The sequence below is a fragment of the Azohydromonas lata NBRC 102462 genome, from assembly GCF_001571085.1.
GTDB lineage: Bacteria > Pseudomonadota > Gammaproteobacteria > Burkholderiales > Burkholderiaceae_C > Azohydromonas > Azohydromonas lata.
On the sequence record NZ_BCTC01000036.1, the window covers coordinates 44,200 to 56,972 of the forward strand.

Below are 12,773 nucleotides of genomic sequence, written 5' to 3' on the forward strand. Positions count from 1 at the left end.
TTTATTTGAGTGTTGTCAAGAATCTAAGGTTGCACGCATTTAGGTGTGTGCAGTAAAAATTCTAGGAATATTTATATGCAGCTCGTTTCTAATAAAAAACATGAAAAAAAATCGTACGCGATGCTGCCCGTTGCGGTTGCCGCAGATGCTGCCTACTTGATGCCTCTTGCCACCACACTTCGCTCAATCGCGGACAACAATGAACAGAGTTGGCCACTTCAATTTTTCGTATTGAACGATGGAATTGACTGCGATGCGCGTAAGCAGATTGAATCATCGTTGCCTGATGGGGCTGCAGTTTTTCAATGGATAGACATTGACCTAAAACCATTTCAGTCGTTTAAAACACTGCCGCGAATTTCAAAGATGACATTTGCTCGATTGGTATTGCCGTTTGTTTTGCCAATACACATCGAAACTATTATTTATTTGGATATCGACGTCTTGGTGCTTGGCAGCTTGACTGAATTAAGTTCGGTACTCCTTAATGATGCACCTTTTGCCGCCGTCAAAGATCCGTTGGACTTGTGCATTCATGATCCAAGTGCGCGTAATGCTGGTGTGCCAATGGTCAATAAATATTTTAATGCCGGCATGCTGCTGATACAACCATTTCAATGGCGAAAAAAATATATTTCAGAACGAGCTATTGATTATTTAACAAATTATCCGCAGACGCCATTTGCTGATCAGGACGCACTTAACGTTGCAGCAGATGGAGCGTGGCTGGAATTAAGTAATGTCTGGAACTTTCAGGGGCATAGGACGACTGACATTCAAAAATGGCAAACGTTACTGAAGCCTCACGTCATTCATTTTGTGACGGAGCAAAAGCCGTGGAAACCACAATTTCCCAGTGCATATGCTCAACTTTATGATTTGTATAGAGGACGCACCAAATTTGCTCGCAAACCTTCAGCCATATTTGCGGATGTTGTTATTGGGTATATTTGCCGTATGATAAAAATTTTGCGCAATAGTCTGTCAATTACGCGTTTATGCGCATCTTTCAAGTGACTAAAGCATGTGAGTGGGAGGGGCATGATGGTGCCTCGCAGACCTCCGAAAGACCGAAAACCATGCGCCGTGTGCAAGACTCATTTAATATTTCTGTTGTCATTCCAACTTATAATCGGGGATTCTGTATACATTCTGCTTTGAATTCAGTTTTTGCGCAAACATTGCGCCCTTATGAAGTCATTGTCGTAGATGACGGGTCCAGTGATGACACGGCAGCCGTAGTCGCTACGTATGGCCAGTCGGTTCGCTATCTTGTACAACGCAATGCTGGGGCCAGTGCTGCTCGAAATACCGGTATTCACGCGGCATCCGGTGCATGGGTAGCTTTTCTCGACTCGGACGATGAATGGCGGCCCAATAAACTCGAGATACAGGTTCGGGAATTGCAGGAATATCCAGAAGCCGTGGGACACTTTGTAGATTGCTTAATTCAACGGCCAGGATTTTTCAACAAAACGGTGTTTGAAGTCCGTGGTCGGTTGCATGATTTTCATGCTGAGCCATATCGTAAAAGACCACTGCGGGACGTGCTGATGTCGCTGTTTTTCCCTTCCGCTTGGCTTGTGAAGCGCGAAGTCTTACTACAAGCGGGTGGATTTGATACAGAACTGAAAGTATGTGAAGACACAGACTTGTTGGCACATATTGCTCTGAAAGGTCCTTTTGTCGTGAGCTGTACTCAAGGTGTCATTTTGGAGCGGCAAGGCGAAAATGAAGGTTTGTCCGATTTATGCGCACGCGACCCTTTACAGTATTTTCAGACAATGTGTAAATCGTACCAAAAGCTTGCGCTAGTAAAAGAACTCACGAGCCAAGAGAAATATCTTGTCAGTCATGAATTGGCCGCAGTTCATATGGAACTGGCTATATTGAAGGCTCGTTCAAAAAACGTCAAAGCCATGAGACAGGAAGTGCATCGAGCGTTGGCTGCTAATCACTCAGCGCGAACCTTGTGCAAGGCTTTATCGCTTTTAATACTAGGTCCTTCCTTGTACGCCATCTTGTTGAAGCGCTTGCGCCCTAATGCTTGGGTGGAAGCCGGACGGAGCCACCGACATGCATGACCTCATTCCTAAAGTTTCGGTTGTCATTGTCAACTGGAATGCCAAAAGATATCTACTGGAATGCTTGGAATCCCTTGCAGGATGTGCTTACCGGGGAAATTTGGAAATAATAGTTGTAGACAATAATTCATCTGATGGATCACAGGAGGCAGTGCGTAAAGAATTTCCGAAAGTTAACCTTATTCGCAATTCAGACAATTTTGGTTTTGCAAAGGCAAACAACATCGGCATCAAACAGTGCACGGGTGAATATATTGCACTTATAAATTCTGATGTGAATGTAGACGCAGGCTGTATTGCATATCTAGTTGATTTTTTAGAAAAAAATCCGACTGTTGGTATGGCCGGGCCACGCATCATTGGCGGAGATGGGAAACAACAGCTTTCTTGTCGCGGTTTTCCCAGCCTGTGGAACATGGCCTGCCGCGCATTGGCTTTGGATGTTGTTTTTCAAAATTCAGAATGGGCAACAGGATATCAACTTCCTCATCGCCCGGACGATCGTTGCTCAGAGGTTGATATTCTAAGCGGTTGCTTTTGGTTGGCTCGCCGTAGTGCCATAGATACAGTTGGTTTGCTTGATGAAGCATTCTTTATTTATGGCGAGGACATGGACTGGTGTAAACGCTTTTGGAGTGCTGGTTGGCCTATTGTCTATGTGCCTTTCACTGCATCCGTCCATTATGGCGGTGCCAGTTCTGCAAACGCGCCGCAACGATTTTTCGTGGAGATGCAAAAAGCAGATTTACAGTACTGGATCAAGCATCACTCAGCTGGTGCAGTCTTTATGTATAAAGCCATTGTTTTTGCGCACCATGGCATTCGGGTAGTTGGTCACTTTGCCAAGAGTGCAATTAAAAGCAGTTCACGACAATCGCATCGGCATAAAGTTGCTTGTAGCCTTGCCTGCATCAAATGGCTTTTGTCGTATAACAAGCAGCAAATTCTTGATCCGGTAAAGGCATAAGGAGAAGTCATGCAAAATTTAGCAAATTCGTTTGTGCTCCTTACTGCGGCCAAGAATGAAGCCAAATATATAGGTGTGACCATTGAGTCGGTTTTGAGGCAAAGCGTTTTGCCAAAGGCTTGGCATATTATGGACGATGGTTCCACAGATGAAACCGCTGACATAGTGCGTCGTTTTGCCCGGCAACATAATTTTCTTCATCTTCACACAATTGCCAGCAGAAATGGTGGCGAACGGAACTTTGGTGCTCAGTATCGCGCTATTAATAAGGCATATTCTTTGGTAAAGGCGGAAGCTTTTGAATTTGTATGTATGCTTGATGCTGATATTGAATTGAAATCGAATTATTATTTTCGATCCATTATTGATGAGTTTGAGCGAGATGCAGACCTTGGCCTTGCTGGAGGCTATATCTATGAACGTTCAGGTGATATCTGGAAGTGCAGGCCTGCAAATTCTCCGACGTCCGTTGCGGGAGGTGTGCAAATGTTTAGGCGTGTCTGTTTCGACGAAATTGGCGGATATCAGGCGTTGATGTATGGAGGAGAAGATTGGTTGGCTCAGGTTCATGCACAGCATGCCGGTTGGAAGGTTCGTTCGCTTTTGCATTTGCCGGTACACCATTATCGGCCCACGTCATCTGCTGGGGGGCGACTGAAGGGTATTTTTCGCATGGGCATGCGTGATGCTTCTTTCGGCTCTCATCCTGCTTTTGAGCTTGTCAAGTGCGCCCGTCGAGCACGTGAGGCGCCAGTGTTGATTAATCCGTTGGTCCGGCTGTCTGGTTATTTCTGGTACGGGCTCAAACACAAATCACCTGTGGTGCCTTCAGACGTTGTTCAAACCCTGCGTAAGGAGCAGATTCAGCGGGTATTTGAATGGACTAAACGGCCGTTTAACCGTTTCATCTCCAGCGACAAGGCGCTAGTCGGCCGAGACGAGTCACTGCGCTGATGCTTGCTTCTTGCACGGACCGTCCACGGGAACAAAAGTGACGTTTCTCGGCATTGCGTTTCTGCTTCTTGCTCTGACGGCGCAATTTGTGCTGCCGCGTCGGTTCGCCCTGCTTCCGTTGATTTTGGGATTTACATGGATGACCCGTGGGCAGTTAGTGGATCTTGGATTTGTCAATATTAGTATCACAAGAATTATCATCGTTTCCGCTATTTTCAGGGCCTGGCTACGCGGTGAACATTTGTTCAATGGCCCGTCACACGTCGATAAATGGATATATATTTGGGCGCTTGTATTGCTGGTCACAACACCTTTTCACTTGCCGGACACAACAGTATATCGACTTGGTATTATTTGGGATTATGTGGGGGTTTATTTTTTGTTTAGATTATTTGTGATAAAACGTGAAGATATCGAGTTGGTTTTTAAGATTCTTTTTATCGCATTTTTTCCAGTTGCGCTGTCAATGCTGTACGAGCAGCATACTGATGACAACGTGTTTAGGGCCTTAGGCGGCGTGCCGTTGGTTTCGCCACATCGCACTAACGGTATTCGTGCCTGTGGGCCTTTTCCTCACCCTATCCTCGCCGGGACTGCCGGAGCTATATTGGTGCCCATGGCGGCCTATTTTTGGAAAAGCGCAAGGAGCTGGGCGGTTCTTGGTGGGCTAGCTGGCCTTGGTGTTGTTTATGCAAGTGGATCAAGCGGTCCCATGTTGATGACTGCAATAGGGCTGGCTTGCATGGTGATTTGGCCTTTGCGTGGGCAGGTGCGCATTTTTCAATGGGCAGGAGTTCTATTGGTGTTCTTGTTGAACTTGGTGATGAACGATCCTGTTTATTTTTTACTTGCGAAAATTGACGTCGCAGGTGGAAGTATGGGTTGGCATCGTGCTCAATTGATCCAGTCAACTTTGGCGGCAGTCAGCGAATGGTGGTTGTATGGCACAGATTACACCCGGCATTGGATGCCTACAGGAATTCCTGCCAGTGATCGGCATACTGATATTACTAATCACTATATTGCCATGGCCGTTTATGGCGGGATTGGATTGTTGATCGCATTCATAGGTTTGCTGGTCAGTGTGTTTCGAGGTTTGGGGTTGGCTATTCAGAATGAATCCGTCGATGTCAAAGAAAGATTTTTGGCTTGGACTTTGGGATCAATTCTTGTAGCGCACTCGTTCAATTTTCTTTCCATAGTGCTTTTTGACCAGTCGATAATTTCATTTCTATTAGTGATTGGCCTAGCTGTCGGTTTGTGTTCAAAAACGCTGCCTATGCCCGACAGCAATATTGAGCTTCAAAAGTCCATCGGGAGGATTGGTCTACAATGAACTCCGATCAAAAAATATATCAAGCTGTGCCAATCAAGCTTTTGGTGGAAGGCAATTTCGCCCCACGCCTTTTGGCTGCTCTTAAAGATTTACTGCCGCTGAGTGTGGTCGTTAGCCGGTTCAGTAGTCAAATGTCGACCGGGATGTCCGGTGTACTGACAAGTGATCGGTCAGTTTGTAAAAATAGCGCGCTGCTGTCGACCGATACGCTGGTTTTGCCATCAACGGCTTCAGATAACATTTTGCGTGGTCCTCTGAAGATTGAGTTTTCGGATTTGGATCAAGTTCCGTGGCCTTTTCGAGGCCGCGAACTGGAGTCCGAAGTTTCAGTTTTGCCAGTCCAATTGAAGCTTGATTCCGACGAGATTGTGCTCGCAAGGTGTGATGGGCAGCCTATATGGACCATGGCGAATCGTCATGGAATGGCTATTTTCCGTTCCGCTTTTCCATTGTTGGACATTGCGGAAGGAGGCAGCTTTTCGTTGGCATTTTCAGATCAATTCTTCGTTCAAAATCTGCCATTGCTGCATTTGCTGCGACGGATTGGATCCGCAGCCATTGGCGACGTGCCGCCGCTGCGCGCAGCTTTTATGTTTGACGATCCTAATCTCCACTGGCCAACCTATGGCCGCGTTGATTACCGGGAAGTAGTGACTCGCTCACGAAAAAATAATTATCACGTTTCGTTTGCGACGATTCCTTTGGATACTTGGTATACCCATCGATCTACCGCAGAGATATTCAAGCAAAATCCCGATGCCATATCGTTGCTTGTGCATGGCAATAACCACTCAAAAAATGAGTTGGCACGTCAGCATTTGGCGTCAGACCGTACAGCACTGGTATCGCAGGCGCTGGAGCGCATCGTGAAGCTTGAGCAGTCCACGGGGCTGGGAGTTTGTCGCGTCATGGTGCCCCCGCACGGAGGCTGCTCTGCGGATATGCTTGGTGCATTGGCCCAAGGCGGGTTTGAGGGTGCGTGCATTTCGGCTGGTTCTTTGATGGCGCATAACCCGCAGGCATCTTGGATATCGACGCTAGGTTTCCTCCCCGCCGAAAACATCGAAGGCTGCACGGTACTGCCACGTGCCGCGTTTACCGGCCGGGCGCGCAATGCGGCGCTGATTTGTGCCTATCTTGGCCGTCCCATTGTTCTCAGAGGCCATCAGGACGATTTGAAAAATGGTATTGAGCTGCTTGACGAGCTGGCCGGGTTTGTCAACGGATTAGGCCCCGTCAACTGGACCAAGCTGTCCTCATTGATGCGAATGAGCTTCACGCAACGGCACGAGGGACAGATTTGTTACCTCACGCCGCTGGCTCCACGGGTGGATTTTGAAGTCCCCGCAACAGCTCAGCACTTGGTCATAACACCCCCTCCATGGGCGAGGGACGGTAGTTGCCGAATCAATTTTGCCGGCGGCAGTGTGCGAGTTTGTGCCGGCGAGAGCTGGTCGCTGGTTGGTCGCGAAGGTAGGCGAATCCAGGTTGTGCACGAAACAGCCACTACACCCGTCAAGCCGTTAAGAGCGGCCCGCACACCTGCCTCTTTGATCGTGCGCCGCCTATTGACTGAAGGTCGCGACAGATTTTTACCTGCATGACGCTCAACTGCGCCTCCATCTTCAACAACCATGAACGCCACCATGAAGCAACCTGTGCGCATCTTGATGCTGGTTGAGAACAACGCCTATCCGTTCGATGTACGTGTCCGGCGTGAGGCCACTGCCCTACAGGAGGCAGGCTATGACGTTGCCGTCATTGCCCCCCGCGCAACAGGCCAGCCATGGACCGAGACCATCAATGGCGTCAAGGTGCATCGCTTTCCGGCGCCACCAGGAGGAGCAGGACTGTTGAGCTACGCGGCCGAATTTCTCTATGCCACGCTTGCCATGCTCGTCGTAGCTTTGAAGGTTTTTTTTAAACATGGCTTTGACGTTATTCACGCAGCTAATCCGCCGGATACGCTTTTCATCGTGGCGGCGGTGTTCAAGCCCTTTGGTGTGAGGTTTGTCTTTGACCACCATGATCTGGCACCTGAAACCTATTTGTCCCGCTTCCAGCGGCCCAAGCGCAACGCGGTCTATTGGGCTTTGCGTCTGCTTGAGCGCTGTACGTTTGCATTGGCTGACCTAGTGATCGCTACCAACGAGTCCTACAAGGTTGTCGCCATGTCGCGGGGTCGCAAGCGCGCCGATCAGGTTTACGTTGTGCGCAACGGTCCGCCCTTGGCCTTCAAGCCGTGCAGCCCGGATCCCGAGCTGGCGGCGCGGGCGCCTAATTTGGTTGGCTATATAGGCACCATGGGCCCGCAGGACGGCGTCGATTACTGGTTGCGTGCTTTGCACGAGTTGGTTTTCACCCTAAAGCGTAAAGATGTGCTTGCCGTAGTGATTGGTGATGGCGACGCTATGCCACAGCTGCGTGCATTGGCTAAAGAATTAGCGCTGGAGCCTTATATATGGTTTACCGGGCGAGTAACGGATCAGCAAGTGCTTTCCTACTTGAGCACTGTTCAAGTTTGCGTGCAACCGGATCCACTGAATCCGCTCAATGACAAGTCCACCATGAACAAGGTGATGGAGTACATGGCTTTGAGCAAACCCATCGTAGCTTTCGATCTTTGTGAAACTAAGCGCTCGGCTCAAGAAGCTGCCATCTATGCACCACCCAACGACGTTCTTGAATTTGCCAAGAAGGTGATGTGGTTGATGGAAAACCCTGGCGAAAGGGAACGCATGGGTGAAATTGGGCGGATGCGTGTTATGAGCTCACTGGCCTGGGACCATTCCGCCCCTCGTTTGGTGCAGGCTTATGTTCAAGGTCTGAGCCTGGAGGCGGGAAAGAGAACTGCCGGCAATTTGCAGTAATGAATAAGCGATAACAGCATCTGGCCGGTGAAGTTGGGGCATGGCAAGGAGGAACCCATGAACGTTGAAAAAATTTCGTTCATCGCAGCCGTCAATAATCGTCTTGTGCTTGAGCGCAATTTGCTCCGCTCCCCTGCCCTGGCGGCAGGCCATCAGCACGAAATTCTGATTAAGGAAGGTTTTTCTTCGGCATCAATGGCATATAACGAAGCGGTCAAGGAAGCCACGGGAGATATTCTAGTGTTCATTCACCAGGATGTTTATCTGCCACAAGACTGGTTGGCTAATATGTTGGCGGCGATCGCGCAGTTGGATTGCCGCGGTATACGGTGGGGTGTTCTGGGTTGTTATGGCGTGCGTAGGCAGAGCGAAGGCAGCATGGGTCTGGGGCAGGTTTATTCAACCGGATGGGGATTGCAAGGCAAGCCAATTTCGGATCCCGAACCGGTACAAACGCTGGATGAAATAGTCCTGATCACAAGGGCCAGTAATGGCTTAACTTTTGACTCTTCGTTGCCAAGCTTTCATCTGTACGGCACAGATTTGTGTCTCATCGCGAGAGCACGTGGTTTACAAAACTTTGTGATACCTGCTTTTTGTGTTCACAATACCAATCAGTTGCTTGAGTTGCCGACAGATTTCTATAAGTGTTATTCCTATGTGAAAAGAAAATGGAAAGGTCAATTGCCCATTTATACTTCCTGCATAGAAATATCTCGCTTTGATGTCGATATGGTCAAGCGTCGGTTGCAGGCTGCGGTTTTAAGAGGATTAAAGCTGCAAGGCACGCCGGCACTCAGAATTGACGATCCGCGCACGGCTATTCCCGTGGCAGGTGATTTTGCAAATACATAAAAACTATTTAAATTTGAAATTGGCCTCGCGGCTGTACGGAGGGAAAGATGAGGATCAGTATTTTTGGCCTTGGCTACGTTGGTGCGGTTTCCGCAGCTTGTCTGGCACAGGATGGGCACCAAGTGATAGGTGTTGATTCGAGCCAAGACAAAGTGGATTTTGTGAATCAGGGTATTGCTCCCATTGTTGAGAAAGATATTGCGGAAATGACGTTGGAAAACGTCCGCCTCTCACGCCTGCGAGCAACCACAGATGTCCAAGAGGCCATTCAAAATACTGACGTATCGTTGGTCTGCGTAGGAACGCCGTCACAGACGAATGGCAATCTCGACCTGTCGTTCGTTCGGAAAGTATGCGAGGAAATAGGTACGGCGTTGCGAGACAAGGATGCCTACCATGTGGTTGCCTTACGTTCAACAATGCTTCCAGGATCTGCGCGCAGTGTGGTACTACCGACCTTGGCTGTAGCGTCAGGAAAAATGCCCGGCAAGGATTTTGGTGTGTGCGTAAATCCAGAGTTTTTGCGTGAAGGGACTGCCGTTTACGACTATCGTCATCCGCCTAAAACGGTTATCGGTGAAACCGACATGCGCGCCGGTGATGTGCTCGTCAAGCTCTATGCAGGCATTGAAGCACCTCTTGTCCGGACCTCTGTGGAAACGTCGGAGATGGTTAAATATGCCGACAATACGTGGCATGCGATAAAAGTTGTATTTGCTAATGAAATTGGCAATATTTGCAAGTTGACTGGGATTGATGGACAGGAGGTTATGGACATCTTCTGTCGTGATACTAAGCTCAATTTATCTGCATATTACCTGAAACCAGGTTTTGCCTTCGGCGGCTCCTGTCTACCCAAAGACGTTAGAGCGTTGGCCTACAAAGCCAGAAGTCTGGATTTGGACGCTCCCATGCTGAATGCCATCCTGCCGTCCAACGAGCGGCAGATCCGCAAGGCTATTGACATGATCGTTCGCAAGGGTCAGCGAAGAGTTGGAATATTGGGTTTTGCATTCAAGGCTGGTACGGATGATTTGCGTGAATCGCCCATGGTTGAGGTCATTGAGCACCTCATCGGTAAAGGGTATGACCTCCGTATTTACGACCGTAATGTCAGTCTCGCTGCGCTGACAGGCACGAATCGTGAATTTATTCTTCATCGTATTCCTCACATATGTCGTCTGATGGTGTCGACCCTTCAGGAGATTATGGACCATGGTGAAACCCTGGTCGTAGGTAATAGTGCGGAAGAATTTCGCGATGTAGGTAATTGCTTGCGTCAGGGCCAAAATCTGGTGGATTTGGTGCGCATAGGGGATAAGCACGCCGGCGAAAATTACGACGGTATTTGTTGGTAAACGGCGGCCAGTCCTTTCCGTTGGGGGGCTAGGTCATACTTTGTGTTAGAAATTAACTTGATTTACTGCGCTGGATGTTATGAGTCGCCATCAAAAATCGCCCAAGGTTGCGGTAGTTGTTCCGGTTGGGCCGGGCATTCAAACTGCGCTGGATACGTTGGACAGTGTCGAAGCCTTTTGCGAAGGCAGCCATGTAGTCTATGTGGTCGACGACTGCACGACCGATGGCACTTACGAGGCCATACTTGATACCCGCAAGCCCCATTGGCATGTGTTACGAAACAAGTGCAATCAGGGAATCGACCGCCTTACTCATACCCTTTGTACAGGCTTCAAGGCCGTCTTGCACGAAACGGATTGTGATTTAGTACTTCGCTTGGACCAAGACGCCTTACTTATCAAGCCTGGGCTGATTGCCGATGCTTTGCAGTTCATGGAGAGTCATCGAGACGTCGGACTTTTTGGGGTTTACCGAGTCGATTTTAACCGCCCTCGTAGTTTTGAGTCGCACAGGCAACTCATCAAAACAGAGCTGAGTTGGCCCAGGCGGCTTGCAGGTATGGTTCCGTCATGGGCACCCTATTTCGATGCAGCGATGGCTCGGAATTACAGACCTGGTGACAATGTTTTCGGCGGTGCCTATTTTGTCACTCGTTCGTGCTTGTTGAGCATGCAGGCCATTGGTGCGCTGGATGTACCTTGGGACTGGCACAGCCGTATGCAGGAGGATGTTTATTTCTCCATGGTGGCTGTTGCGGCTGGCTTCAAATTGGGGCATTTCGCTGCACCGGATGGACCGCTGTGCATGGAGTGGCGTGGACTGCCGCTGCCTGCACTGGAATTGGTTGCCAGCAAGTACAAATTGGTTCATTCTGTGGATAAAGGCAAGAACACAACACCGGCCGAAAATGGTGGAAAAAGTGCCAGAGAAGTTTTCAAACTCAATAGACCATTTCGTTCTGTGCTGTCTTGACGGTGCGGCATAGCTGGCAGCAGGTGGCCTATAGGAAACCGCTAGCCCGCAACATCGCTTCGTCCTCAAACATGCAAGGTACATGGAATGCAAGCACAAGCTGCTGATTTTTGGGGAAAAGTGGAACTCAACGCCAGGCAACGGCGGTACCAAGTATTTGCTTCTCTTCTAAAAGCGTTCAAGTCACCACCAACTATCCTAGATATTGGCGGTACGATGGATTATTGGAAGACACTTGGCGTGTCCCATAAGCTTGCGTCGCGTATCGTATTGTTGAATATGTTTGAACAGCCGGCTGTCGATGTTTTCGAATCTGTCACGGGTGATGCACGCGACCTTTCCAAGTACCGGGATCAGCAGTTTGATTTGGTGTTTTCAAACTCCGTTATTGGCCACGTTGGGGCATTTGGCGATCAAATGCGTATGGCCAGAGAAATGCAACGCGTTGGTAAGTCATTTTTCCTGCAAACGCCCAACCATGGATTTCCGCTGGATTGGCGCACGCGCATTCCTTATTTCCACTGGCTGCCGGCACCAGCCCAAGCTTGGTGTTTTGAGCGCTTCGGTGTGGGCTCCTACGCCAAAGCCGCAGATCATGCGCAGGCCGTCGAGTGGGCCACGCGCATACGCAATATTCGGCGTGGCGAGCTGGCTCGGCTTTTTCCCGGCGCTATCGTGGTAAATGAACGCGTCTGCGGCTTCACCAAATCGTTCATGGTCCATAACATCACGCCCGGCCACTGAAACTGAACGATTGGCCTATAGGGGCCTCAAGTTGGGTTTTCCCCTGTTCTCCGAACACCTTTTAGGTGTTTGATCCTGGGAAGTCGCGGTGCTGACCTTCCCAGGAGAAGGCGCTATGGCAGCAGGTCTTCATGGCTCTGACCTTGCCCCTGTTTCCCGTAGTTCTTCGCCCTCGTTCTATGCGGCGTTCCTGTGCTGTGCCGCATACCAGCGTTGCTCGTACTGAATGGGGCTGAGGTATCCCAGCGAGGAATGAATGCGTTGGTAGTTGTAGAACGTTAACCAGTCAACAACTTCATCCATCGCCTGCCGCAGCGTGACGAACTTGCGGCCATGCAGTCTGCCAACTGCGCGTTCCACTGATCGCGGACACCCATTCCAGGCTGATCACGGGCAGTGTTCCGCGTGATCGTGGACACCCCGGGAGGGGTGCTTGAGTGACTGGTGCAATGGTAATGCCGCTGCTTGCCATCAGCGTGGAACGCTGTCCGCCTTCGCATGGAACGGGGCGCGGCATCATCTGTGGCCCAGCCCGATGCGTTAGTCGGCCGGCGTGGTTCGGCGCATGGACTCGCCCTTGAGCGCGATGGTGTGCGCCCCGTGCAGCAGCCGGTCCATGATGGCGGCTCTTC

At 49.7% G+C, this 12,773-nt stretch carries 12 protein-coding genes and 1 pseudogene; 11 read left to right on the top strand and 2 right to left on the bottom strand.

The genetic code is table 11. The features are described 5' to 3' along the window. Positions 1-75 precede the first annotated feature (75 nt). The 11 genes from ALA01S_RS31815 to ALA01S_RS31850 all read left to right on the top strand — a co-directional run bounded on the left by ALA01S_RS31815 (position 76) and on the right by ALA01S_RS31850 (position 12,141). Positions 76-1,017, top strand: a complete 942-nt coding sequence (locus ALA01S_RS31815) for a glycosyltransferase family 8 protein (RefSeq protein ID WP_084267559.1) — start codon at positions 76-78, stop codon at positions 1,015-1,017. After that, positions 999-2,084: a glycosyltransferase family 2 protein gene (locus ALA01S_RS31820; RefSeq protein WP_084267560.1), complete on the top strand. Its 1,086-nt coding sequence runs from the start codon at positions 999-1,001 to the stop codon at positions 2,082-2,084. Before ALA01S_RS31815 ends, ALA01S_RS31820 begins: the two co-directional genes overlap by 19 nt. After that, on the top strand, positions 2,077-3,051 hold the full coding sequence (locus tag ALA01S_RS31825; protein ID WP_169805925.1) for a glycosyltransferase family 2 protein: 975 nt from the start codon (positions 2,077-2,079) through the stop codon (positions 3,049-3,051). The genes ALA01S_RS31820 and ALA01S_RS31825 overlap by 8 nt, the downstream gene beginning before the upstream one ends. A 9-nt stretch (positions 3,052-3,060) precedes the next feature. Beyond that, positions 3,061-4,005 (top strand): glycosyltransferase family 2 protein, encoded by a 945-nt coding sequence (locus tag ALA01S_RS31830; protein WP_084267562.1) that lies wholly within the window; start codon positions 3,061-3,063, stop codon positions 4,003-4,005. 37 nt (positions 4,006-4,042) lie between these two features. After that, positions 4,043-5,341: a hypothetical protein gene (locus ALA01S_RS33010; protein WP_157119008.1), complete on the top strand. Its 1,299-nt coding sequence runs from the start codon at positions 4,043-4,045 to the stop codon at positions 5,339-5,341. Then, positions 5,338-6,945, top strand: a complete 1,608-nt coding sequence (locus ALA01S_RS33015; RefSeq protein ID WP_157119009.1) for a hypothetical protein — start codon at positions 5,338-5,340, stop codon at positions 6,943-6,945. The genes ALA01S_RS33010 and ALA01S_RS33015 overlap by 4 nt, the downstream gene beginning before the upstream one ends. A gap of 30 nt (positions 6,946-6,975) precedes the next feature. Then, positions 6,976-8,211, top strand: coding sequence for a glycosyltransferase family 4 protein (locus tag ALA01S_RS14375; RefSeq protein WP_066337520.1), 1,236 nt, complete (start codon positions 6,976-6,978; stop codon positions 8,209-8,211). 57 nt (positions 8,212-8,268) lie between these two features. Continuing rightward, on the top strand, positions 8,269-9,066 hold the full coding sequence (locus ALA01S_RS31835; RefSeq protein ID WP_157119010.1) for a glycosyltransferase: 798 nt from the start codon (positions 8,269-8,271) through the stop codon (positions 9,064-9,066). 47 nt (positions 9,067-9,113) lie between these two features. Then, positions 9,114-10,424, top strand: coding sequence for a nucleotide sugar dehydrogenase (locus ALA01S_RS31840; RefSeq protein ID WP_084267564.1), 1,311 nt, complete (start codon positions 9,114-9,116; stop codon positions 10,422-10,424). Between the two features lie 79 nt (positions 10,425-10,503). Further along, the gene (locus tag ALA01S_RS31845) at positions 10,504-11,397 is read left to right on the top strand and encodes a glycosyltransferase family 2 protein (protein WP_084267565.1); all 894 of its coding nucleotides are present in this window, start codon (positions 10,504-10,506) and stop codon (positions 11,395-11,397) included. An 87-nt stretch (positions 11,398-11,484) separates the two neighbouring features. Next, positions 11,485-12,141, top strand: coding sequence for a class I SAM-dependent methyltransferase (locus tag ALA01S_RS31850; protein ID WP_084267566.1), 657 nt, complete (start codon positions 11,485-11,487; stop codon positions 12,139-12,141). Positions 12,142-12,318: 177 nt separating this feature from the next. Here the strand turns inward: ALA01S_RS31850 and ALA01S_RS31855 are convergent. Then, a pseudogene (locus ALA01S_RS31855) lies at positions 12,319-12,489 on the bottom strand (IS3 family transposase); the annotation flags it as partial. Between the two features lie 192 nt (positions 12,490-12,681). Then, entirely contained in the window at positions 12,682-12,759 is a 78-nt protein-coding gene (locus ALA01S_RS35465; protein WP_373862995.1) for a hypothetical protein, read from the bottom strand. Positions 12,760-12,773 lie beyond the last annotated feature (14 nt).